Below are 22,265 nucleotides of genomic sequence, written 5' to 3' on the forward strand. Positions count from 1 at the left end.
ATTCTTATCCAATTCATTAATGAGCCAACAGAACATTCCGTTTTTACGCTGCATGGCTATTGCCATCATTACCTTGCTACTAGATCAAGCAAGTAAATGGCTGGCTCTTAGCCAATTACAGATCGGCATTCCGGAGCGGGTCCTGCCATTCTTCAATTGGTTGCTGCTATTGAACCCTGGCGCTGCGTTTTCTTTCTTGGCTCAAAGTTCAGGATGGCAACGCTGGTTCTTTACCGTCCTTGGTCTACTTGCCTGCATCTATATCGTTTATATGTTGCGGAAACATCAAGATGAAAGACTGCTTTGCATTGCCCTAAGCCTCATTCTCGGCGGAGCGGCTGGAAATGTTTTAGATCGCATAATGTATGGAGCTGTCGTAGACTTCATTGATCTGCACTATGCCAACTGGCACTGGCCAGCCTTTAATGTGGCTGATAGCGCTATTTGCATAGGAGCTGCATTGATCATTATTAGCGAATTACGCAAGTCATTTGGCAAATCCCCACAATCCCAGTAAGCTGGCGCCATGCAATCCCTATTAAATAAAAAAATCATTCTTGGCATCTCTGGTGGCATTGCTGCTTATAAAACACCCGAGCTTGCTCGTTTGCTAATGCAAGAAGGTGCTTCTGTTCAAGTGGTCATGACTGAAGCTGCCCAACAATTCGTTACACCAGTAACAATGCAAGCCCTTACTGGCAATCCTGTCTTTACCAGCCAATGGGATAACAGCATTAATAACAATATGGCGCATATTGAGCTATCTCGCTCCGCGGACGCCATTGTGATTGCCCCAGGAAGCGCCGATCTAATGGCAAAGCTATCTCTCGGACTGGCAGATGATTTATTAAGCACTCTTTGCCTCGCTAGAGACTGCCCTCTTCTTATCGCCCCCGCAATGAACAAGCAAATGTGGGAACATGCAGCCACCCAAAGAAGTGCAGAACGATTAAACAAAGATGGCGTGACACTACTTGGTCCGGCAAGCGGATTTCAGGCTTGCGGAGAAGTTGGTATGGGTCGCATGCTAGAACCTGCTGAAATTTCCGAGCAGGTGATTGCCTTCTTCCAGAAAAAATCTTTGCTGGGCAAAAAAGTATTGATTACCGCAGGTCCAACATTCGAGGCAATCGACCCAGTTCGTGGAATTACTAATCACAGCTCTGGAAAGATGGGTTTTGCAATTGCTAGGGCTGCGCTTGAGGCTGGCGCCCAAGTACATTTGATTGCAGGCCCATGTGACTTGCCAACTCCTCTTGAGGCAACTGGCTTGATTACCCGCACCAATGTGGTCAGCGCCAAAGAAATGCACTCAGCCACACTAGCCTCCGCAGATTGCGATGTATTTTTTGCAGTAGCAGCGGTCGCTGACTGGGGCATCGCCAAACCAGCCAAAGAAAAGATCAAGCGCAACGGCAAAGAAGCGCCCAATATTGAATTCGTGGCCAACCCCGACATACTTTTGGATGTTGCTAAGACAGTCAAAACCAAGGGCGGCAAACCGCAGCCTTACTGCGTAGGCTTTGCTGCTGAATCTACAGATCTTGAGAAGCATGCTAATGAGAAACGTAAGCGCAAAGGCATTCCAATGATCGTAGGCAACATTGGCCCCGATACATTTGGCAGCGATTTAAATCAATTGCTTGTCATAGATGCCGGTGGCAGTAAAAAAATTGCCAAAGCAGAAAAACTACAACTCGCACGCCAACTGATTCAGTTGGTAGCGAAGAAAATTTAATCCAGGAAACCTCATGCAAACTTTACAAGTCAAAATTCTCGATGAACGTATGCGCGATCAGTTGCCAGCATATGGCACACCCGGGAGTGCCGGGTTAGATTTGCGCGCCTGCATCGATGAAACGATTGAAATTGCTCCAGGTCAGACAGTATTAGTCCCTACAGGCCTAGCAATCTATGTTGAAGATCCACGATATGCGGCATTTATTCTGCCCCGCTCAGGCCTTGGTCATAAGCACGGCATCGTACTGGGGAATTTAGTTGGCCTCATCGATTCTGACTATCAAGGTCAGCTTATGGTGAGCACGTGGAACCGTGGATCCGCTCCATTCAAGCTTGAACCCATGGAGCGCCTAGCTCAGTTAGTGGTCATGCCCGTACAGCAAGTTGAACTCAAAGTCGTTGAAGAGTTTACGGAGAGCAGTCGTGGTGCCGGTGGCTTTGGAAGTACTGGCCGTAGCTAATCGATAAATAATCAACTAGGCAATAAAAAAGCCACTCAGCTCATAACTGGGTGGCTTTTGTTTTTTAAATAGACTTATTTGCGAATATGGGCATGGCGGGCTGCGTCTTGCGACATGCCTGCACCCTTACCTTCGCGAGACTCTTTCTCAGCAGAAATCTCTTTGCGACGCTCTTTGCAAGATCCAGCGATTTCTTGCAAAGCTTTGCGGGCACGAGCAGCAGATGCCTTAATGCCTTTGTCCTGAAACTTTTCATTCTCAGCTTTATACGTTTCAAACGCTTCAAGCAATTTATCGTGATGAGACATATTTTCCTTTTTTAAAAAATTAGTTACTAATTAAATTTCTTCGGCAGGCGCAACATCAATCTTCGCGGCTTTACCTGGTAATTTTGGAACATCAAAACTGAGGTTCACTTTACCATCAGCATCAATATCCACATCCACATGGCCACCCTGAGCCAACTTGCCAAACAACAACTCATCAGCCAATGCTTTGCGAACAGTATCTTGAATGATTCGTTGCATTGGACGTGCGCCCATTAATGGATCAAAACCATGTTTCGCCAAGTGGGCTCGCAGAGCGGGGCTAAAGGTAGCATCTACTTTCTTCTCATGCAACTGCTCTTCCAGCTGCATCAAGAACTTGTCAACCACACGCATGATGATGGTTTCATCGAGAGCCTTGAATGAGACGATCGCATCTAATCGATTACGGAACTCAGGCGTAAAGAATTTCTTGATATCCGCCATTTCATCGCCGGATTCACGCGCATTCGTAAAGCCGATGGTGGACTTCTGCATTGCTTCTGCACCTGCATTGGTGGTCATGATGATGATCACATTACGGAAATCCGTCTTGCGGCCGTTGTTATCAGTCAAGGTTCCATGGTCCATGACTTGCAACAGAATATTAAAGATATCTGGATGCGCTTTCTCAATTTCATCCAAGAGCAAGACGCAGTGAGGTTTCTTATTGACTGCCTCAGTCAATAAGCCACCCTGATCAAAGCCTACGTATCCAGGAGGGGCGCCAATCAAACGACTTACAGCGTGACGCTCCATATACTCAGACATATCAAAACGTAAAAGTTCAATACCTAAGATAAAGGCCAACTGCTTTGCTACCTCGGTCTTACCAACGCCAGTTGGACCGGAGAATAAGAAAGAGCCAATTGGGCGATCAACTTTGCCAAGACCAGCGCGAGTCATCTTAATGGCGCTAGCCAAAGCCTCAATGGCTGGATCCTGACCAAACACCACGCTCTTAATATCGCGATCAAGAGTCTGTAACTTACTGCGATCATCAACCGTAACGGATTGGGGCGGTATACGCGCAATCTTGGCAACAATCTCCTCAATCTCAGGACGACCAATCGTTTTCTTTTGCTTCGACTTAGGCAAAATGCGTTGCGCCGCTCCTGCCTCATCAATTACATCGATTGCCTTGTCAGGTAAATGACGATCATTAATGTAGCGGGAAGAAAGTTCAGCGGCGGCTACTAAGGCACCAGCAGAGTACTTTACGCTATGGTGCTCTTCAAAGCGAGACTTAAGGCCGCGCAAAATTTGTACAGTCTGATCTACGGTTGGCTCTACAACATCTACTTTCTGGAAGCGACGAGATAAGGCGGCGTCTTTTTCAAAGATGCCGCGATACTCGGTAAATGTGGTTGCGCCGATACATTTCAGAGAACCATTAGAAAGAGCTGGCTTTAACAAGTTGCTGGCATCTAATGTGCCGCCTGAAGCTGCGCCAGCACCAATCAATGTATGAATCTCATCAATAAACAAGATGCCGTGCGTATGATCTTTTAAAGACTTCAATACACTCTTGAGGCGCTGCTCAAAATCGCCGCGGTATTTAGTACCCGCAAGCAAAGCACCCATATCCAATGAATAGACTGTTGCGTTTGCCAATACTTCGGGCACATCGCCCTTCACAATTCTCCAGGCTAGGCCTTCAGCAATCGCTGTTTTACCAACACCTGCTTCACCCACCAACAAGGGGTTATTTTTACGGCGGCGGCACAGCACCTGAATCACACGTTCTACTTCACTCTCACGACCAATCAATGGATCGATCTTGCCTTGGCGAGCCATAGCATTGAGGTTTTGAGTGTATTGATCAAGCGGGCTTTCTTTGCCAGAAGCAGCAGACTCTTCGGCATCTTGCGTAGACTCGACTGGCTTCACGTGTTCAGCCTGATCCTTGCGTACGCCATGACTAATAAAGTTCACTACATCTAAACGGGTCACGCCTTGTTGCTGCAAGAAGTACACCGCATGCGAATCTTTCTCGCCAAAAATCGCTACCAACACATTCGCGCCAGTAACTTCTTTCTTTCCATTTGAGGTGGATTGAACATGCATGATCGCGCGTTGAATAACACGCTGAAATCCTAATGTTGGTTGAGTATCAACTTCATCATTACCAGGCACTACTGGAGTGTTGTCATTAATAAAATTCTTTAGCTGAGCGCGTAGCTCCGCGATATTGACTGCGCAAGCCTTAAGCACTTCAACCGCAGTGGCGTTATCTAGCAAGGCTGCAAGCAAATGCTCCACCGTAATGAACTCATGTCTGGACGCACGGGCGTCAACAAACGCCATATGCAGACTTACTTCTAGTTCTTGAGCAATCATGCTTCCTCCATAGTGCACTGTAATGGGTGACCAGCTTCACGTGATAATTCGATTACTTGATGTACTTTAGTTGCTGCGACATCGCGTGTAAAGACACCGCAGATACCTTTGCCAACTAAATGCACTTGCAACATGATGCGTGTTGCAGTCTCATGATCTTTATTGAAATACTCCTGGATGACCATCACCACAAATTCCATTGGGGTGTAATCGTCATTCAGCAACAAAACTTTATACATTGAGGGAACCTTAACTTGCTCGACTTGTTTTTCAAGTAAAAGGGTGTCCTCAACATTGGGATTGGCGGGAATGCCTGTAGTGGGATTCTTTGGTGCGCGACTCATGAGAAACATTCTAAACACAGATATCTAAACTGGATTTCAGGGGGCCCTTGTTGTGAAAACCCCTAAAAAACCCTGATTTATCCCATATTGGGGCATTTTTCGATAAAAAAAGGGGTAAATACTGGGTAATAAGGCTATTTAACTCCTTGACACCCCTACAAAAAGGGCAAACAATCGGGGGGTAGGCCTATAAAAGGGTTCTATTTAGGCGTGTTGTGGATTGAGACTGATTAAAAAGTATTTGCCCTCATCACGGTTGTTTTAAGTTTATGTAATGGAGTTCGCATGGCGACCGGAATTGTTAAGTGGTTCAATGATGCAAAAGGTTTTGGCTTTATCAAACCTGATGATGGTGAAGAAGAGTTGTTCGCGCATTTCAGCGCAATTACTATGCCCGGGTTCAAGACCCTCAAGGAAAACCAAAAGGTAACTTTTGATATTACCCAAGGCCCTAAAGGCAAACAAGCTACAAATATCCAAGCGGCTTAATAGTCCTTAGATCATTATGAAAAACCCAGGATTTGTTCCTGGGTTTTTTTTCGCCTATAGATTGACTCACTTAAAATGCAAGCATGCATACAAAAGTAAAACTCATTCAAAAACTTTTTATTTCCAGCATTCTGTTTTGCTCAGCAAGTGCTTGGGCACAGCTCAATGTAGGACTGCCAACTGCTGAACTTAAAACGGGCATCTATCGCATTCAGGCAGAACTTGCTGATACACCCAAGAGCAGAGAAATTGGCCTTATGAATCGCACCAGTATGGCTACTAACTCTGGCATGCTATTTATCTTTGAGCAAAAAGCAGGGCACTGCTTCTGGATGAACAACACCAAAATCCCCCTATCGATAGCGTTTATTGCTGACGATGGCAAGATTGTGAACATCGAAGAAATGCAAGCCGAGACCACCAATAATCATTGCCCTAAAGCTGCTGTGCGTTATGCCCTGGAGATGAATAAGCAATGGTTCTCTGATCGAGTGATCGTTCCTGGAAGCGTCATTACCGGATTGCCTAGAAAATAATTCGCTTCTTAGTTTTTTAGAATGAATTGGGCGGCGGATTTAATGAAATCGGATTCTTTCTGATTAAATCCATGATAGGCCCTCGAGCCGCAGACATCACCCTCACTCACACCACCATCAATCTGAACAAACTGAGAAGAAGTTTTTGAGGGTCGCCCCTCAATGATTCGCTCGGACGTTGCCAAAGGGGTGGAAGCACAGCCATCATCAACATGGTGAATCGCCATTACAGGAAGCGTAACATCCGAATCAATCGAGGCCGATCTATATGTACCCGCAACGATTACTCCGGCAATCAAACGCTCCTTATCTTTCCCGGCATTAACAAACTCAGTCACACTGACTGTTCCCATACTGTGGCCAAAGATCCATACGGGTAAATTAAATTTATCTTTATAGTAGTTCACAACATTCAAAATTCGCTGTTGATGATCTCTAATTGAACGAGAATTTCTAATGCCTGCGCCCAAATCGTACGGGGTATCCACAAGAACCGCATCAATCCCATATTGAGCCCATAAATCTTTTGACCTAACAAATGTATGAAAGTTTGTAGTAGAGCCATCATCCTGCAAGCGCAGAACACCGCCGCCGCCAGGAAATAACAATACAACTGCCTTAGCGTTTTTGGCTGGCATCAACAATGTCCGCGTGGGGGCATCATCCTTATACGGAACATCAAGAACTTGAGCATTCGCAAAAGAGAATACGAAAACCCATGCCAAAAGAAATAAGCGAATATATTTCATGAAACCATTCTTACATACTTCATATTTAAATGAGTATAAAAAAGCCACCCGAAGGTGGCTTTCTCTACGTTATTCCACTTACTCAAAGTGGCAAACATAGTGCACTGGCTGCTCAGCGCGGATGATGAAATAACCACCCTTTTCCACTTCCCAGCTTTGACCTGCCTTGAACTCTTGCTCAGGAGCGCCATTGATACTGACAAATGCATTGCCATCAACCACTTCCATCACCTCCTTAGTGCTGAGATCAAAACGCAAAGTGCTTGGCAATACAACGCCAACAGATTTACGCACACCATTCGGCAGGGTCACGGTATGTGACACACACTTGCCATCAAAAAATACATTAGCCTTCTTGCCAACAGAAACTTGATCAAATTGCATTTGAATTCTCTCTTTATTGTTTGGTTCTAATTGAAGTTATTTCTTTGTACGCTTACGTTTTGCGGTTTCAGCGATACGCATACGCAATGCATTGAGCTTGATGAAGCCGCCAGCATCAGCTTGGTTATAGGCGCCGCCGTCATCATCAAAAGTTGCGATAGTTTGATCAAACAAGGTATTTGCTGAATCACGTGAAATCACAGAAACAGAACCCTTGTAGAGTTTCAAACGCACTACGCCATTTACCATCTGCTGGGTATGGTCAATCAAGGCTTGCAAAGCGATGCGCTCTGGAGCCCACCACAGACCGTTATAGATCAAGCTTGCATAACGTGGCATCAAATCATCTTTTAAGTGCGCTACTTCGCGATCTAACGTAATACTTTCAATACCACGATGCGCTTTCAGCAAAATCGTGCCACCAGGAGTTTCATAGCAACCACGGCTCTTCATGCCGACGAAACGGTTTTCCACTAAGTCGAGACGGCCAATGCCGTGTTTGCCACCAAGGCGATTCAGCTCAGCCAATAATTCATGTGGCTTGTATGCCTTGCCGTTAATCGCGACAGGATCACCGGACTTAAATTCAATTTCAATAATTTCAGGGGCATCTGGAGCTTTTTCAGGAGACACCGTCCAACGCCACATAGATTCCTCAGCTTCGGCATTTGGATCTTCCAAATGACGGCCTTCATAGCTGATATGCAATAAGTTGGCATCCATGGAATAAGGCGAGCCACCTTGCTTGTGTTTCATTTCGACTGGAATGCCATGCTTCTCAGCGTAGGCCATCAACTTCTCACGAGAGAGGAGATCCCATTCACGCCATGGAGCAATCACTTTAATTCCTGGCTCTAAAGCGTAGTAACCCAATTCAAAGCGAACCTGGTCATTACCCTTGCCGGTAGCGCCGTGCGATACAGAATCCGCACCAGTTAAACGGGCAATTTCAATTTGACGTTTTGCGATTAGTGGGCGAGCGATCGAAGTGCCGAGTAAATACTCACCCTCATAAATCGTATTCGCACGGAACATCGGGAACACAAAGTCGCGCACAAATTCTTCACGCAAATCATCAATAAAAATATTTTCTGGCTTGATACCAAATTGGAGTGCTTTGGCGCGCGCTGGCTCAAGCTCTTCGCCCTGACCCAAATCTGCAGTAAAAGTAACGATTTCACAGTCATAAGTATCTTGAAGCCACTTCAAGATCACACTGGTGTCGAGTCCACCGGAATACGCTAGTACGGCCTTTTTAATATCAGACATGATTTCTTATTCAATAAAAATTAACAAACAAATGACTCAATACTTTTTTACTACTCTTATTCCTTAATCCAAACGGCCGCAGAGCAGATACTCCATCAAAGCCTTTTGAACATGCAGACGATTTTCCGCCTCTTCCCAAACAATACTTTGCGGACCATCAATCACGCCGGCAGAAACTTCTTCACCACGGTGCGCAGGTAGACAGTGCATAAATAAGGCATTAGGCTTTGCGAGCGCCATTAACTCCTCATCAACCATCCAGTCTTTAAAAGCATTCATACGTAAAGTATTTTCAGCTTCATAGCCCATGCTGGTCCAAACGTCCGTGGTCACCAAATCAGCGCCTTTGCATGCATCCTTGGGATCAGCGCAAATGGTTAGGTGTTTAGTAGCTTTACTGCTAAGGCGCGCTGGATCTAATTGATAACCTTCGGGCGCGGAAAAGCGCAATTGAAAATCTAAGCATTCAGCCGCCTGAATCCAGGTGTAGGCCATGTTATTTGCATCGCCAACCCAAGCAACCGTTTTTCCCTGAATCGGTCCACGCGCTTCAACATAAGTAAAGATATCTGCGAGAACTTGGCACGGGTGATACTCATTGGTCAGACCATTAATCACCGGCACGCGAGAGTTCGAAGCAAAACGCTCAATAATTTCTTGTCCGAATGTGCGAATCATGATGATATCGGTCATTCTTGAAATAACCTGCGCAGCGTCCTCTACAGGCTCGCCACGACCTAATTGAGTATCACGGGTATTCAGATAAACCGCATGACCGCCAAGCTGGTGTATTCCCGCTTCAAATGAGAGACGCGTACGTGTTGAATGCTTCTCAAAAATCATTGCCAAAGTACGATCATGCAGCGGATGCCATGTCTCATAACTTTTAAATTTGGCTTTTAACCATGCCGATCTTTTCAGCAAGTAGTCATATTCTTCACGAGTGAGGTCAGCAAACTGCAGGTAGTGCTTGACCTGACCAGGCACTTGAGGCTTTGCCAGAGATGTCATAGTTGAGCTTTCTACTAAAGTTTTGGCTTGCTATTTTTTTCTTAAACCATTCAACTGCACGAAAATAGAACATTAAGCCATCTTACGGCCACCTCAGGCTGTTAAGCTAGAGGGCTTAGTACTACTTCTTATAAACATTCAAACGCCCACTTGAACCACAAAACGCTTTTCATTCAAGGTATTACAACTTCTGGCAAACCGTTTCGGCCCAGCGATTGGGCGGAGCGTCTTTGCGGGGTTATGGCTACTTTTCGCCCACCCGGAGATTCGGGAGACCCTCGCTTCACTTATTCGCCCTATGTAAGACCAGTACTGATTGCAAAAGTGAAATGCGTTGTTATTGATACCAGACTAGGTGACCTCGACCCTAGAGCGCTAGACTTTGTCATGAACTTTGCCAAAGACAACAACCTACCGATCGAAGAGGCTTGTGAGTTCAACCCAGCAACACCACCTCAGCCTTAAAAACAAAAACCCGCTCTGATGAGGAGCGGGCCTAGGTCGAAATACGTTTCGACCAGCCTAAAACAAAAACTAAATTACGCTGCCATCGCCTTAATAGCTGCAGACAAACGTGACTTTTGACGAGCCGCAGTATTTTTGTGAGCAATCTTTTTGTCAGCAATCTTGTCGATTGTTGATTGGGATGCTGCGAATACTTTTGCAGCAGCAGCTTTATCACCAGATTCGATCGCTTTACGAACTGCCTTAATGGAAGTACGGAGCTTTGAACGCAAGCTGGAATTGTGCTCGTTCTGTTTTACTGCCTGGCGTGCGCGCTTGCGCGCTTGTGCTGTATTGGCCATCTTTAAACCTTGCCTCTATAAATTGCTAAATACGATTAGTTAAATATCTTGCGACCTTGCCAATTTTGTAAGCAAGCTCGCCAAAACCCAAGATTTTACCTGAAAGGGGCAAAAAAGCCCAGTCAAACCATAAATAGGGGAAAATCGGCTCATGAACCTGCTTTCCGCTGCCGCCAAGGTCAGCTCCCTTACCATGCTCTCCCGTATTACGGGGCTACTACGGGAGACCCTCATTGCCCGTAGCTTCGGGGCTTCAGAGTGGACAGACGCCTTTAATGTGGCTTTTAGGCTACCTAACCTGCTCCGACGACTATTCGCCGAGGGGGCCTTTTCACAGGCTTTTGTGCCCATTTTGGGCGAAATTTCCACAAATGAAGACCAAAATAAGGCCAAAATTCTCATAAACGCGGTTGCCACCCTCCTATTTTGGGCTTTATTGCTGACAGTATTGGCAGGGGTTATTGGCGCCCCATTATTGATTTTGGTGATTGCCACCGGCTTTAGTGGCGGTCCAGCCTACGATGCGAGCGTTGTCATGACTCGGATCATGTTCCCCTACATTGGGCTCATTTCCATGGTGTCACTATCAGCCGGGATCTTAAATACCTATCATCGTTTTGCGATTCCAGCATTTACACCCGTTCTCTTAAATCTCGCGCTGATAGGCAGCGCCATTTTCTTGGCGCCACATTTAGAACAACCAATTTATGCCCTGAGCATTGGCGTACTACTAGGTGGAGTTCTGCAATTAGGTATTCAAGCTCCATCTCTTGCACGCTTGGGTTTATTGCCGCGCATTGGTTTGCTACCAGGCGCAATTAAATCCGCATTCAACAATCCTGATGCAAGACGCGTTTTAAAACTTATGGGGCCCGCAGTCTTTGCCGTGTCTGTTGCACAAATATCCCTCATCATCAATACCAACATTGCATCTCGCTTACAGGCCGGAAGTGTTTCATGGCTGTCATACGCTGATCGCTTAATGGAGTTTCCAACTGCCTTACTTGGTGTAGCGCTTGGCACTGTTCTGTTACCGAGCCTCAGTAAAGCAAATGCCAAAAATGATTTGGTACATGCTGGCGAACTATTGGTATGGGGCCTACAACTCACCCTCTTATTGGCGACGCCTTCTGCCATCGCGCTTTTCATTTTTGGCGAGCCCTTAGCGGCCGTTTTGTATCACTACGGAAAATTTAATGCTCTCGATGTGCTGATGACACAACGCGCTCTAGCAGCATATGGCGTTGGCTTAATTGGTTTAATTTTGGTAAAAATTTTGGCTCCTGGCTTTTACTCTCGCCAAGATATTCGTACGCCCGTCAAAATTGGCTTGGTTGTTCTAATTGCCACTCAGTTAGCAAACCTCGTTTTTGTACCTTGGCTCGGACATGCGGGTCTCGCTTTATCTGTCGGTACTGGTGCATGCTTAAATGCAGCACTACTGTGGATAGGCCTAAGCAAACGGGGCGCCCTTCCAAATGCTGCATGGCTCAAATATCTAGGGCAACTATTACTCGCCCTTATCCCATTTTCAGCAGTGCTTTTTTATGCGGCGACCGCCCATAACTGGATCGAGCTTCAAGCTCAACCCTGGACTCGCATTGGCCTATTGGCATTATGGTTAACGGCTGCGGCCTTGGTTTACTTTGTTTCTTTGGCTTTGGTAGGAATTCGCTGGCAAAAATTCTTGCGTCATGCAAAATAGGACGTATGCCAACACAACAGCTCGACTACTTCACTTCTTTAGTTACTGAAGATGAACACTTTCCGCTAACGGAAGCCGCTATCGCAGTGGCACAACATGCATACCCAGATCTTGATGTTCAAGGCGTGCTTGATCAGCTTGATGAAATGGGTAATAAATTAAAAGCGCGGATTACTCCAGATACATCGCCTGTTCAGCGCCTACAAATTTTGAAACACTTTTTTTATACCGAGCTAGGCTTTGGTCCTAACCCAAATGATTTTTATGCCCCTGAAAATTCTTACTTGCACTACGTGCTTGAAAATCGTCGTGGCATTCCAATCTCTTTGGCAATTTTGATGATGGAGCTTGGACAGCAAATTGGTTTGAAGATCCGTGGCGTTTCTTTTCCAAATCACTTCATGATGCGCATCTCCTTGCAACAAGGTGAAGTGATCATGGACCCCCTTACTGGTGAATCCCTTTCTAAAAACCAGTTGCAAGAAATGCTTGACCCATATCTTGATGCCAAGGGCTATCGAGGTGAGCTCAGCCTCCCACTAAACATCTTCTTGCGGGCCTCCAGCCCTAGAGAAATCCTCTCTAGATTCCTGAGAAACCTCAAAATGATCTACTCAGAGCATGAGCGCTGGGAGCGTTTATTAGGAATTCAAGAACGCCTTGTGATTTTGTTACCCGATTCAATTGAAGAGATTCGAGATCGCGGCCTGATCTTTGCGCAGCTAGAGTATCTAAGGCCTGCCTTAGAAGATATGCATCGCTACCTAAGCGAAGTGCCAGAAGCGGAAGATGCTAGCGATATACGCGAGCACATCGCAACATTGGAAAGCCAGACAAAGTTGCACTAAGAAGGATGCATTACGCCAAACGGGATTTTGTTTGGCTAGTTTTTCTTGGGTTGAAAAATCTTAAAGAGTGCTGCCAAAAATACCGGCACTGCAGCTGCGCCTATACCTACCAAAACAATGACGTTTAGGTTTTGGCGAATAAACGGAATGTTGCCAAAGAAATATCCCGCAATGACCAAACCAAACACCCAAAGAGCTGCGCCCGTAATATTGAATAACTGAAAGCGCGAAAAGTTCATTTCAGATACGCCAGCAATAAATGGCGCAAAGGTACGAATGATCGGCAGAAAACGCGCAAGAATAATTGTCTTGCCGCCATGCTTCTCATAAAAAGCATGGGTCTTTAATAAAGCTCCTTGATCAATCCAGCGAGACTGACTGCTAAATACTTTTTTACCAATCCATCGACCAATGAAATAGTTCACTGTGTTGCCCGCAATCGCGGCAAATAACAAACCAAAACATAAAGTCCAAAGATTGAAGTGCTCTGTTGCGCAATAGGCGCCAGCAATAAAGAGCAAAGAATCGCCCGGCAAGAATGGCGCGACAACTAAACCCGTTTCCGCAAATACGATCGCAAAGAGCAAACCGTATGCCCAAGGGCCATATTGAGAAATAACGACATCTAAATGGCGATCAATATGCAGCAATAAGTCACTCAACTGCAACAGGGCATCAATCAACTTGCTCTCCAAAAATAGGTTTGATGGGCATATTAACAGGCTCTTATAATGACTTATGCAAACTGAACTACACATTCAGCCTATGCAGTCATCAGTAAGTAATCCAATACTTTGTATTGTGGGTCCGACTGGTGCTGGCAAAACCCATCTCGCCATGTCGCTGGCGGAATATGCCAAATCTATTGGCTTGACCATAGAACTCATCAGCATGGATTCGGCATTGGTCTATCGCGGTTTAGATATTGGCAGTGCAAAACCCACTAAAGCAGAACAAGCAGCAGTAACACATCACCTAATAGATATTCTTGAACCGACTGAAGTCTACTCAGCGGCGCGGTTTGCAAAAGATGCAAAGCGACTTTGTTCAGAAATAGAGAGCAGGGGGCATATTCCCGTTATTGTTGGGGGCACCATGCTCTACTGGAGAGCGTGGGCATATGGTCTATCGTCATTGCCACCTGCAAATCCCGAGATTCGCGAACGATTAGATAAAGAGGGCAAACGTATCGGTTGGCCCGCCATGCACGCCAAACTGGCTGCAATCGATCCAGAAACCGCCATGCGTCTAGAGCCAAATGATTCGCAACGAGTACAACGCGCACTCGAGGTTTACGAAATTGCTGGCAAAACAATGTCAACCTTGTTGGCAGAATCGCCCAGTGAAGATGGCAGAGAAGGTTCCGACATTCCCGATTGGATCAACTTGGTCTCGCTAGAGCCTAGCGATCGTAAGCGACTGCATCAAAATTTGGAAAAGCGTTTTGATGAAATGCTGACTGCTGGGTTTTTGGAAGAAGTAAGGCTCTTGCGAAAAAATCCAGAACTACACGCAGACTTACCTGCGATACGATCAGTTGGATATCGCCAAGCCTGGGAGTTTCTGAATGGTGAAATCGATGCAGAGCAAATGCGTTACAAAGCATTGGCTGCAACAAGGCAATTGGGAAAACGCCAACTTACTTGGCTCAGAGCTATCTCAGGAAGAAATACATTCGATCCCTTCAACCCAATTGAGATGAAGGCAGCCCTAGATTATTGCAAAAACAGTTTGAAGACGATTGCTTAGATAACAATGGTTTGCGGGGCATCCTTTGGGCGCTCCACAACTTCACCTACAGTCCATGCTTTTAAGCCTTGAGCAATCAGTGATTTAATTGCTGCATCAGCCTGGGTTGGCGACACAATCACCACCATACCAATACCGCAGTTAAATACTCGGACCATTTCCGCATCAGCAACGCCACCCTTCATTTGCAACCAGCGGAAGAGTTCGGGTAACTGCCAGCTATCACGATGCAATACTGCTTGGGTATTTTCAGGCAACACACGTGGCACGTTATCTACTAAACCGCCACCAGTAATGTGTGCCATGCCTTTCACATCGATTTCAGAAATTAATTTCAGAAGAGGCTTCACATAAATTTCTGTTGGAGCCATCACTACATCGCCCAATGAACGACCGCCCAAATCATCGGTCGGCTTTGCACCAGCGCGTTCAATAATTTTTCGAACTAATGAGTAACCATTGGAATGAGCGCCACTAGATCCAATTGCCAGTACTACGTCGCCAGGAACAATGGTGTTACCAGTAATGATTTTTGATTTCTCAACCGCGCCCACAGCAAAACCTGCTAGGTCATATTCACCCGGAGGATACATTCCAGGCATCTCAGCAGTTTCACCACCAATCAATGCGCAACCAGATAATTCGCATCCTTTAGCAATACCGCCAACTACTGTTGCCGCAGTCTCCACGGAGAGCTTGCCGCAAGCAAAATAATCCAAGAAAAATAATGGCTCGGCACCTTGAACCAAAATGTCATTCACGCTCATGGCCACCAAATCTTGACCGATGGTATCGTGACGATTCCACTCAAAAGCCAAGCGTAGCTTTGTGCCTACTCCGTCAGTACCCGAGACCAAAACCGGCTCTTTATAGCGCTTCGGAACCTCAAAAAGAGCACCAAAGCCACCAATTCCGGCCAAAACACCCTCGCGCATGGTTTTCTTAGCCAAAGGCTTAATGCGATCGACTAAATCATCCCCAGCGTCAATATCAACACCCGCATCACGGTAGGAAAGGCCTTTTGAAGAAGAATTGGTAGAAGAAGTCATATCTGGGCTGGAATATTAGTAAAAAATGCTACTGGGTCAGTAGAATCATTGAATTCTAGAGGATTACTCGTAATGGCTGAAATTTTTACCCCATTTTTGACCGCATTCATCCTGGCATATGCCCTGCGACCCGTTTGCCTATGGCTTGAAAAACACCGCCTCCCCCGTGGTCTTGCCGCCGGCTTAGCGGTCCTTTTTGGGCTTGGCCTCATTTTTTTCATTCTCAGCCTGTTTGTTGGACTCCTTAAATACGAAATCCCCCTAATTCGCACCCAGATTCCAAGCTGGATCAATAACACCCAAACTTGGCTTGGTCCAAAGCTGACTGAGTTGCATATTAATTTTGATTGGGCATCACTCAAAGTCGACGCCATTCAAAAAATTACAACGCACATTAATGACAATGCCGACACATTAATGAGTTCCGCACTCGACACTGTTTTGCTATCAGGTAGCTCAGTCATTGCTGGATTTGTAAATGCAATTCTGATTATCTTTGTGATGTTTTACTTGTTAATTGACTGGACACATTTCTTTGGTTTACTCAGAACCATTGTTCCAGTGCGCGCTCAAGATACAGTTCATCACCTTGCGATGCATACCGATGGTTTGTTATCGCAATACTTACGCGGCATGTTGATTGTGGTTTCTATTATGGCGGTCTACTATAGCTCTGGACTAGCATTGATCGGCGTTAAAGGCGCTGTCGCATTAGGCGTATTCACAGCCTTCATGATTGTGATTCCATATATCGGAATCACTTTAGGTTTAAGTCTAACAATCATCTCCGCGCTTTTGCAGTTCGGCCCACATACAGAAGTCATTGGAGTCCTCGTTCTTTTCGGCATTGGGCAGTTCATCGAAGGATTCTTCCTAACTCCACGCCTAGTGGGTGAGCGCATCGGCCTACACCCTGTAGCCGTATTGTTTGCATTGCTTTTATTTGGAAAACTTTTTGGCTTCTTTGGCGTTCTCCTGGCGCTGCCCATCAGTGCGGTGAGTTTGGTATTGGTTAAATACTTATGGTCCGTTTACACACAAAGCACTTGGTATCAAAAATAATTTCGTTTTAATGAATACGCCGTCGCTTCCAAAACAATTTGCTTTAGATATTGGCCATACCCCAAAAGCCAGTCTGGAAAATTACCTTCCCGGAAGCGATCGCGCACTCATTTCTACCCTGCAAACACTTTGCGACTCCTGGAAAAAAAGCCCGCCAAAAGAAATCAACAACCCACTCAATGATCGCTGGATGTATTGGTCGGGTCCGGAGGGATCTGGACGCACCCACTTACTTCAGGCCATGACGAATGCGGCTGAATTTGCAGGTCTCAAATCTTTTTCACTAACGCCTACAGAACCCATCACCTGGGTGCGACTAGAAGAACAAATTACCGCATTGGCAGAAAATGACAAAGCTTCTGTGATCACGGTTGATGATGTTGACCGGCTTGATGACAGGCTAGCGGGAGCACTTTTTCGCATCCTCAATACAGTACAAGCCAGTAAAAATATTCATATCTTCATGGCTGGCAATGCGGCACCGGCTAATCTAGGGCTACGAGAGGATCTACGGACACGCCTAGGGTGGGGCCTCATCTTTCAAACCCAACTTCTTGACGATGATGAGAAAATACAAGCATTAGAGCAAGCAGCGAAAGCTCGTGGATTGGTACTATCCCCAGAAGTGGCTCCTTGGTTATTAAATCGTTTCTACCGTGATATGCCCAACTTAATGGCTTTAATTGATGCTTTAGACGCTTACTCGCTAGAGACAAAACGTGCTGTCACCTTGCCACTGGTGCGCGAGCTTCTGCAACCCAAATAATTTTCTGAATATTTCATTAGTGACACAGTTAGCCCTTTTCGATTTAGATCACACATTACTTCCCTGCGACAGCGACTACGAATGGGGGCAGTTTTTGGCACGTATTGGTGTGGTTGATAGCGATTACTATGCGCGACAAAACGAACGCTTCTACCAAGACTACAAAGATGGCAGGCTCGATATTCATGAATTTTTGCGCTTTGCCCTCAAACCGCTTTCCGAGCACTCACGCGCACAACTCAAAGAATGGCATGACCAATTTATGCACGAAGTGATCAACGGACAGCTTCGTCAAAAAGCTATTGATTTAGTCAAAAAGCATCAAGATGCTGGCGATCTTTGTTGCGTCGTCACAGCTACGAATAGCTTTGTGACACGTCCGATTGTTGAGCGCTTTGGTATTGAGCACCTTATTGCAACCGAACCAGCAACCAATGGTGATAATCCATTGGCCAACTTCACTGGCGAAGTTAAAGGAAGCCCAAACTTTCGTGAAGGCAAAATTTTGAATTTACACAACTGGCTAGCAAAACAAGAACTCAAGCTTGATGAGTTACCACGTAGTTATTTTTATTCCGACTCCATGAATGACTTGCCACTACTTGAGCAAGTCAGCAATCCTGTTGTCACCAATCCCGACGATCGCTTGCGTAATGAAGCCCAAAAACGCAACTGGCCTATTCTTGAGCTGTTTGCATGATTACTAAGTTTTTTAAACGCATCTTGCGTCGTGACCCTATGGTCAAGCATACGCAAGCCAATCAAGCTGGAGCCCCTAAGCGGATTCCCAAAAAATCTCACCGCATTGATCCACACCTGCTCTCCAAAAATGCCGTTAAGGTTACCCAAACTCTGCAACAAGCAGGCTTCGAAGCATTCATTGTGGGTGGCGCAGTACGTGATCTTGTTTTAGGAATTGAGCCAAAAGATTTCGATGTGGCAACGAATGCCACCCCGGATCAGGTGCAGCGACTTTTTCGCAAAGCACGCCTCATCGGTCGACGCTTCCAAATTGTTCACGTGACCTTCTTTGGCAAGGGTCACCCTGAAATTATCGAGGTCTCAACCTTTAGAGCCTTACTTGATAACGCCGGCGATCACGTGGCAGAAAGCGGTCGCATTTTGCGTGACAACGTCTGGGGCTCACAGGGCGAGGATGCTGCCCGCCGTGACTTTACGATCAATGCGATGTATTACGACCCTTCCACCGAAACCGTTCTTGACTATCACGGCGGCATGGCGGATATGCAAAGAAAAACTTTGCGCATGATTGGCGACCCGGCCAAACGTTATCGCGAAGATCCTGTGCGAATGCTCAGAGCCATTCGCTTTGCCGCTAAAACTGGATTTACTCTTGACTCCAATACCCGCTCACCGATTGCTAAATTAGGCAAGCTCTTACAAGACGTACCGGCAGCAAGGCTTTTTGATGAAATCCTCAAGCTCCTCATGTCCGGATATTCATGGGCAGCGATTCAAGGCCTTCGAGAAGCGGGCTTGCATCATGGGCTATTGCCTCTACTTGACCATATCTTGGATGACAACGAAAACGCTATCGGGGCAAATGGATTTGTGAAGCTAGCACTTGCCAATACAGATCAGCGCATCCAATCAGGGAAAAGCGTATCGGCAGGATTTTTATTTGCCACATTGCTGTGGCCAGATCTTCTCAAAAACTGGAAGGCCAATCTTGCTAAAGGCATGGCCAATATTCCGGCGCTACAAGATGCCATGGACGAAACAATTGCCACCCAAAGCAGCGGCATGACTATTCAGCGTCGCTTTGAGAGTGACATGCGAGAAATTTGGTCAATGCAACCTCGCTTTGAAAGACGAGTTGGGCGTTACCCTTATCGCTTGATTGAAATGCCCCGTTTTAGGGCAGGCTATGACTTCATGCTCTTGCGCTGCGCTACCAGAGAACAAAGCCCAGCGCTTGGTGAATGGTGGACTAATTTCATTGCGGCAGATCCGGCAGGGCAAGAAGCATTAATGGCTAGCGCCAAAACTGAACTAGGTAATACCACTAACTCACCAACAAATAGACGTCGTCGCAGAAAACCAAAAGCCACAAACCCAGTGGAAGTTTCTTCGAGCTAAGCAAACTTATAAAAATTTCGGTAAAGTAATTCCATCTTGAATTTGGAATCGTATGGCACGAGCTTTTATCGGATTTGGTGGCAACATCGGCGACACGCGTCAGCTGATTACTGATGCCATCATTTGCTTAGCGCAGCGCGCCGAACTCCATATACTTGCTAAAAGTTGTTTCTATCAAAGCGCGCCTGTTGAAGCAACTGGTGGCGATTACATTAATGCCGTAATTGAAATTGAGACAGAGCTTAGTCCATATGGATTACTGCACGTCTGCCAAGCCATTGAACAAGAGTTTGGCAGAGAGCGCCCTTACGCGAACGCCCCTCGAACTTTAGATTTGGATATTTTGTCTTTTGAGGGCGTCACTCAGAACGAAACCGAGTTGATGTTGCCCCACCCTAAAATCATTGAACGCTCATTTGTTTTGTTGCCATTACTTGAAATTGCCCCTGATTTCTTTCTACCAAATCTGGGTGAATTAAAGGCCTATCTACCCAAAGTAGCTCACCAGCGTATTGAAAAACTCCCTTGCCGCAACTGCAATTGCGGAGAAAAAGACGTTTATAGCCAAACGGCGCATTAATTCATTAAACTCTCGCCATGGGTTACTTACAGGGCGATAAGCCAATCACAATTACCAAGCTCCTCGCGATGCACGCTGAGGGTGAGAAGATTTCTATGCTGACAGCATATGACTCAACCATGTCTGCGCTTCTCAATCGCTGCGGTGTTGAGACCATTTTGATTGGCGATTCTCTTGGTAATGTGATTCAAGGACACACCAGTACAACCCCAGTAACGGTAGAACAAGTTGCCTATCACACGGAATGTGTAGCCCGCGCCAATACTCATGCGTTTGTTATCGCTGATCTACCCTTTGCTAGCTACGGTGATCCATTGCAGGCCTTAGATTCTGCAGCAACCTTAATGCGCGCTGGCGCAGATATGGTCAAACTAGAAGGCGGCGATTGGCAAATCGATATCATTCAATACTTGGTTGAACGTAGCGTGCCTGTGTGTGCACATCTCGGACTGCTCCCACAATCCGTGCATGTATTAGGTGGTTATAAAGTTCAAGGGAAATCCAAGGATGCTGCGAGCCTCATGCTCGAACAAGCAATCGCATGCGAACAAGCTGGTGCACAAATGATCGTGCTCGAAGCCATTCCATCTTCACTTGGTGAAAAAATTACTGAGGCACTATCCATTCCAACGATTGGTATTGGTGCTGGACCAGATTGTTCAGGTCAAGTATTGGTGCTGCAGGATATGCTGGGCATTAGCCCCGGAAAGCCTCCCAAGTTCGTGAAGAACTTTATGGAAGGTCACCATTCGATTGAAGCGGCTGTAAAAGCCTATGTCCGCGAAGTCAAGTCCGGAAAGTTTCCCGGACCTGAACATGGCTTTGCTGGTTAACTTAAGAATTAGCTAAAGAAACTCTTTACGCCATCAAACCAGCCCTTTTGCTGCGGGCTATGTTTATCACCAGCTGATTTCAGACTCTCATCAAACTGTTTGAGCAGTTTCTTTTGGTCGTCAGTCAATTTGACAGGGGTTTCAACGACTACGTGAACAAATAAATCACCCACTAGGGTCGAACGTAAGCCCTTAATGCCTTTGTTACGCAAACGGAATGTCTTTCCAGTTTGCGTTCCTTCTGGTATGGGAAACTCAACGCGACCTGAGAGTGTTGGCACTTCAATTTCACCACCGATCGTTGCTGTAGCAAAAGAAATCGGCATCTGCACATGCAAATCACTGCCATCACGCTCAAATACTTTATGCGGCTTAACGCGTACTTCTACATATAAATCACCAGCTGGGCCGCCATTAATTCCAGGCTCACCATTGCCTACGGAGCGTACGCGCATTCCATCATCGATACCTGCTGGGATTTTGATCTCGAGTGTTTTTTGTTCTTTGTGTTTACCTGAGCCATGACAGGTTTTGCAAGGCTTCGGAATATACTCACCAGTACCGCGACACTTGGGGCAAGTTTGTTGCATTGAGAAAAATCCCTGCTGCACACGCACTTGGCCATGGCCATCACAAGTAGAGCATTTTTCCGCTTTAGTACCAGGCTCAGCACCCGTTCCATGACAGGGCTTGCAATCGCTCCAACTTGGTACGCGAATCTGTGTCGTATACCCTTCAGCCGCTTGCTCAAGAGTAATGTCCATGTTGTAACGTAAATCTGCGCCTTTATAAACCTGTGGTCCAGAATGGCGGCCACCGCCTTGACCAAAAATATCGCCAAAGATGTCGCCAAAGGCATCAGCAAATCCACCGCCGCCAAATCCACCACCCATTGATGGGTCTACACCAGCATGGCCATACTGATCATAAGCAGCGCGCTTGTTGGGATCGGATAGAGTCTCGTAGGCCTCTTTCGCTTCTTTAAATTGCGCTTCGGCAGTTTTGCTGTCGGGATTGCGATCGGGGTGGTATTTCATTGCCAGTTTGCGATAAGCTTTTTTCAACTCATCATCACTAGCACCCTTCGCTACACCAAGCACTTCATAAAAATCGCGTTTACTTTTAGGCACGGCCTATTC

26 protein-coding genes are annotated in these 22,265 nt (G+C 46.2%); 15 read left to right on the top strand and 11 right to left on the bottom strand.

Translation table 11 applies throughout. The features are described 5' to 3' along the window. Positions 1-19: 19 nt before the first annotated feature. Genes lspA through dut form a run of 3 tightly spaced genes read left to right on the top strand, consistent with a single transcriptional unit; the run spans position 20 to position 2,201 of the window. Positions 20-517, top strand: a complete 498-nt coding sequence (gene lspA, locus DCO17_RS08770) for a signal peptidase II (RefSeq protein ID WP_173956344.1) — start codon at positions 20-22, stop codon at positions 515-517. A 9-nt stretch (positions 518-526) separates the two neighbouring features. Continuing rightward, the gene (coaBC, locus tag DCO17_RS08775; protein WP_173956345.1) at positions 527-1,738 is read left to right on the top strand and encodes a bifunctional phosphopantothenoylcysteine decarboxylase/phosphopantothenate--cysteine ligase CoaBC; all 1,212 of its coding nucleotides are present in this window, start codon (positions 527-529) and stop codon (positions 1,736-1,738) included. A gap of 13 nt (positions 1,739-1,751) precedes the next feature. After that, on the top strand, positions 1,752-2,201 hold the full coding sequence (gene dut, locus DCO17_RS08780) for a dUTP diphosphatase (protein ID WP_173956346.1): 450 nt from the start codon (positions 1,752-1,754) through the stop codon (positions 2,199-2,201). A 74-nt stretch (positions 2,202-2,275) separates the two neighbouring features. Here the strand turns inward: dut and DCO17_RS08785 are convergent, their stop codons facing one another. From DCO17_RS08785 to clpS, 3 genes are read right to left on the bottom strand one after another with little or no spacing between them, the layout of a single operon-like run. After that, complete coding sequence (locus DCO17_RS08785) at positions 2,276-2,509, bottom strand: Hc1-related histone H1-like protein (protein WP_173956347.1); 234 nt, start codon at positions 2,507-2,509, stop codon at positions 2,276-2,278. A gap of 30 nt (positions 2,510-2,539) precedes the next feature. Beyond that, entirely contained in the window at positions 2,540-4,846 is a 2,307-nt protein-coding gene (gene clpA, locus DCO17_RS08790; protein ID WP_173956348.1) for an ATP-dependent Clp protease ATP-binding subunit ClpA, read from the bottom strand. Continuing rightward, positions 4,843-5,157, bottom strand: coding sequence for an ATP-dependent Clp protease adapter ClpS (gene clpS, locus DCO17_RS08795; protein WP_173956776.1), 315 nt, complete (start codon positions 5,155-5,157; stop codon positions 4,843-4,845). The genes clpA and clpS overlap by 4 nt, the downstream gene beginning before the upstream one ends. Positions 5,158-5,475: 318 nt before the next feature. Between clpS and DCO17_RS08800 the strand changes: the two genes are divergently transcribed. Both DCO17_RS08800 and DCO17_RS08805 read left to right on the top strand, forming a co-directional pair. Beyond that, positions 5,476-5,679 carry a cold-shock protein gene (locus DCO17_RS08800; RefSeq protein WP_011903586.1) on the top strand — a complete coding sequence of 68 codons (204 nt, stop codon included), beginning with the start codon at positions 5,476-5,478 and terminating at the stop codon, positions 5,677-5,679. A gap of 83 nt (positions 5,680-5,762) precedes the next feature. Beyond that, entirely contained in the window at positions 5,763-6,215 is a 453-nt protein-coding gene (locus DCO17_RS08805) for a DUF192 domain-containing protein (RefSeq protein ID WP_173956349.1), read from the top strand. An 8-nt stretch (positions 6,216-6,223) separates the two neighbouring features. Here DCO17_RS08805 and DCO17_RS08810 read toward each other — a convergent pair whose 3' ends face one another. The 4 genes from DCO17_RS08810 to argF form a co-directional block, all read right to left on the bottom strand. After that, entirely contained in the window at positions 6,224-6,964 is a 741-nt protein-coding gene (locus DCO17_RS08810; protein ID WP_173956350.1) for an alpha/beta fold hydrolase, read from the bottom strand. Positions 6,965-7,042: 78 nt separating this feature from the next. Beyond that, positions 7,043-7,348, bottom strand: coding sequence for a pyrimidine/purine nucleoside phosphorylase (gene ppnP / locus DCO17_RS08815; RefSeq protein WP_071466051.1), 306 nt, complete (start codon positions 7,346-7,348; stop codon positions 7,043-7,045). Positions 7,349-7,384: 36 nt separating this feature from the next. Then, positions 7,385-8,617, bottom strand: a complete 1,233-nt coding sequence (locus DCO17_RS08820; protein WP_173956351.1) for an argininosuccinate synthase — start codon at positions 8,615-8,617, stop codon at positions 7,385-7,387. A gap of 63 nt (positions 8,618-8,680) precedes the next feature. Next, positions 8,681-9,628, bottom strand: coding sequence for an ornithine carbamoyltransferase (argF, locus tag DCO17_RS08825; RefSeq protein WP_173956352.1), 948 nt, complete (start codon positions 9,626-9,628; stop codon positions 8,681-8,683). A 150-nt stretch (positions 9,629-9,778) separates the two neighbouring features. Here argF and DCO17_RS08830 point away from each other — a divergent pair, with 150 nt between their 5' ends. Next, positions 9,779-10,093 (top strand): DUF3579 domain-containing protein, encoded by a 315-nt coding sequence (locus DCO17_RS08830; protein ID WP_173956353.1) that lies wholly within the window; start codon positions 9,779-9,781, stop codon positions 10,091-10,093. Positions 10,094-10,167: 74 nt separating this feature from the next. Here the strand turns inward: DCO17_RS08830 and rpsT are convergent, their stop codons facing one another. Then, positions 10,168-10,434, bottom strand: a complete 267-nt coding sequence (gene rpsT / locus DCO17_RS08835; protein WP_173956354.1) for a 30S ribosomal protein S20 — start codon at positions 10,432-10,434, stop codon at positions 10,168-10,170. Positions 10,435-10,585: 151 nt separating this feature from the next. Here rpsT and murJ point away from each other — a divergent pair, with 151 nt between their 5' ends. Beyond that, the gene (murJ, locus tag DCO17_RS08840) at positions 10,586-12,139 is read left to right on the top strand and encodes a murein biosynthesis integral membrane protein MurJ (RefSeq protein WP_173956355.1); all 1,554 of its coding nucleotides are present in this window, start codon (positions 10,586-10,588) and stop codon (positions 12,137-12,139) included. Positions 12,140-12,144: 5 nt separating this feature from the next. After that, the gene (locus DCO17_RS08845) at positions 12,145-12,987 is read left to right on the top strand and encodes a SirB1 family protein (protein WP_173956356.1); all 843 of its coding nucleotides are present in this window, start codon (positions 12,145-12,147) and stop codon (positions 12,985-12,987) included. A gap of 35 nt (positions 12,988-13,022) precedes the next feature. On the opposite strand, the gene DCO17_RS08850 is transcribed toward DCO17_RS08845, so the two are convergent. After that, complete coding sequence (locus tag DCO17_RS08850; RefSeq protein WP_173956777.1) at positions 13,023-13,667, bottom strand: VTT domain-containing protein; 645 nt, start codon at positions 13,665-13,667, stop codon at positions 13,023-13,025. 58 nt (positions 13,668-13,725) lie between these two features. Here DCO17_RS08850 and miaA point away from each other — a divergent pair, with 58 nt between their 5' ends. Further along, a complete protein-coding gene (gene miaA, locus DCO17_RS08855) occupies positions 13,726-14,736 on the top strand; it encodes a tRNA (adenosine(37)-N6)-dimethylallyltransferase MiaA (protein ID WP_173956357.1) in 1,011 nt (336 codons plus the stop codon). Here the strand turns inward: miaA and purM are convergent. Further along, positions 14,733-15,785 carry a phosphoribosylformylglycinamidine cyclo-ligase gene (gene purM / locus DCO17_RS08860; RefSeq protein WP_173956358.1) on the bottom strand — a complete coding sequence of 351 codons (1,053 nt, stop codon included), beginning with the start codon at positions 15,783-15,785 and terminating at the stop codon, positions 14,733-14,735. The two genes, miaA and purM, sit on opposite strands and share 4 nt — an antisense overlap. 72 nt (positions 15,786-15,857) lie before the next feature. On the opposite strand from purM, the gene DCO17_RS08865 reads away from it, so the two are divergent. Genes DCO17_RS08865 through panB form a run of 6 tightly spaced genes read left to right on the top strand, consistent with a single transcriptional unit; the run spans position 15,858 to position 21,126 of the window. Next, a complete protein-coding gene (locus tag DCO17_RS08865) occupies positions 15,858-16,847 on the top strand; it encodes an AI-2E family transporter (RefSeq protein WP_173956359.1) in 990 nt (329 codons plus the stop codon). Positions 16,848-16,857: 10 nt separating this feature from the next. Continuing rightward, positions 16,858-17,613, top strand: coding sequence for a DnaA regulatory inactivator Hda (gene hda / locus DCO17_RS08870; RefSeq protein ID WP_173956360.1), 756 nt, complete (start codon positions 16,858-16,860; stop codon positions 17,611-17,613). 19 nt (positions 17,614-17,632) lie between these two features. Then, positions 17,633-18,313, top strand: coding sequence for a histidinol-phosphatase (locus DCO17_RS08875; RefSeq protein ID WP_173956361.1), 681 nt, complete (start codon positions 17,633-17,635; stop codon positions 18,311-18,313). Next, positions 18,310-19,713, top strand: coding sequence for a polynucleotide adenylyltransferase PcnB (pcnB, locus tag DCO17_RS08880; RefSeq protein ID WP_173956362.1), 1,404 nt, complete (start codon positions 18,310-18,312; stop codon positions 19,711-19,713). The genes DCO17_RS08875 and pcnB overlap by 4 nt, the downstream gene beginning before the upstream one ends. A gap of 52 nt (positions 19,714-19,765) precedes the next feature. Continuing rightward, entirely contained in the window at positions 19,766-20,293 is a 528-nt protein-coding gene (gene folK, locus DCO17_RS08885) for a 2-amino-4-hydroxy-6-hydroxymethyldihydropteridine diphosphokinase (RefSeq protein WP_173956363.1), read from the top strand. Positions 20,294-20,310: 17 nt separating this feature from the next. Continuing rightward, on the top strand, positions 20,311-21,126 hold the full coding sequence (gene panB, locus DCO17_RS08890) for a 3-methyl-2-oxobutanoate hydroxymethyltransferase (RefSeq protein ID WP_173956364.1): 816 nt from the start codon (positions 20,311-20,313) through the stop codon (positions 21,124-21,126). 8 nt (positions 21,127-21,134) lie between these two features. Here panB and dnaJ read toward each other — a convergent pair whose 3' ends face one another. Beyond that, on the bottom strand, positions 21,135-22,256 hold the full coding sequence (gene dnaJ / locus DCO17_RS08895; protein WP_173956365.1) for a molecular chaperone DnaJ: 1,122 nt from the start codon (positions 22,254-22,256) through the stop codon (positions 21,135-21,137). Between the last annotated feature and the right edge of the window lie 9 nt (positions 22,257-22,265).

Source organism: Polynucleobacter tropicus (assembly GCF_013307225.1).
In the GTDB taxonomy this organism is placed as follows: Bacteria; Pseudomonadota; Gammaproteobacteria; order Burkholderiales; family Burkholderiaceae; genus Polynucleobacter; species Polynucleobacter tropicus.

Bases quoted from the DNA above. Each gene is read 5' to 3' on its own strand.
- lspA (WP_173956344.1), top strand. From the start codon at position 20: ATGAGCCAACAGAACATTCCGTTTTTACGCTGCATGGCTATTGCCATC.
- coaBC (WP_173956345.1), top strand. From the start codon at position 527: ATGCAATCCCTATTAAATAAAAAAATCATTCTTGGCATCTCTGGTGGC.
- dut (WP_173956346.1), top strand. From the start codon at position 1,752: ATGCAAACTTTACAAGTCAAAATTCTCGATGAACGTATGCGCGATCAG.
- DCO17_RS08785 (WP_173956347.1), bottom strand. From the start codon at position 2,509: ATGTCTCATCACGATAAATTGCTTGAAGCGTTTGAAACGTATAAAGCT.
- clpA (WP_173956348.1), bottom strand. From the start codon at position 4,846: ATGATTGCTCAAGAACTAGAAGTAAGTCTGCATATGGCGTTTGTTGAC.
- DCO17_RS08800 (WP_011903586.1), top strand. From the start codon at position 5,476: ATGGCGACCGGAATTGTTAAGTGGTTCAATGATGCAAAAGGTTTTGGC.
- DCO17_RS08805 (WP_173956349.1), top strand. From the start codon at position 5,763: ATGCATACAAAAGTAAAACTCATTCAAAAACTTTTTATTTCCAGCATT.
- DCO17_RS08810 (WP_173956350.1), bottom strand. From the start codon at position 6,964: ATGAAATATATTCGCTTATTTCTTTTGGCATGGGTTTTCGTATTCTCT.
- ppnP (WP_071466051.1), bottom strand. From the start codon at position 7,348: ATGCAATTTGATCAAGTTTCTGTTGGCAAGAAGGCTAATGTATTTTTT.
- DCO17_RS08820 (WP_173956351.1), bottom strand. From the start codon at position 8,617: ATGTCTGATATTAAAAAGGCCGTACTAGCGTATTCCGGTGGACTCGAC.
- argF (WP_173956352.1), bottom strand. From the start codon at position 9,628: ATGACATCTCTGGCAAAGCCTCAAGTGCCTGGTCAGGTCAAGCACTAC.
- rpsT (WP_173956354.1), bottom strand. From the start codon at position 10,434: ATGGCCAATACAGCACAAGCGCGCAAGCGCGCACGCCAGGCAGTAAAA.
- murJ (WP_173956355.1), top strand. From the start codon at position 10,586: ATGAACCTGCTTTCCGCTGCCGCCAAGGTCAGCTCCCTTACCATGCTC.
- DCO17_RS08845 (WP_173956356.1), top strand. From the start codon at position 12,145: ATGCCAACACAACAGCTCGACTACTTCACTTCTTTAGTTACTGAAGAT.
- miaA (WP_173956357.1), top strand. From the start codon at position 13,726: ATGCAAACTGAACTACACATTCAGCCTATGCAGTCATCAGTAAGTAAT.
- purM (WP_173956358.1), bottom strand. From the start codon at position 15,785: ATGACTTCTTCTACCAATTCTTCTTCAAAAGGCCTTTCCTACCGTGAT.
- DCO17_RS08865 (WP_173956359.1), top strand. From the start codon at position 15,858: ATGGCTGAAATTTTTACCCCATTTTTGACCGCATTCATCCTGGCATAT.
- hda (WP_173956360.1), top strand. From the start codon at position 16,858: ATGAATACGCCGTCGCTTCCAAAACAATTTGCTTTAGATATTGGCCAT.
- pcnB (WP_173956362.1), top strand. From the start codon at position 18,310: ATGATTACTAAGTTTTTTAAACGCATCTTGCGTCGTGACCCTATGGTC.
- folK (WP_173956363.1), top strand. From the start codon at position 19,766: ATGGCACGAGCTTTTATCGGATTTGGTGGCAACATCGGCGACACGCGT.
- panB (WP_173956364.1), top strand. From the start codon at position 20,311: ATGGGTTACTTACAGGGCGATAAGCCAATCACAATTACCAAGCTCCTC.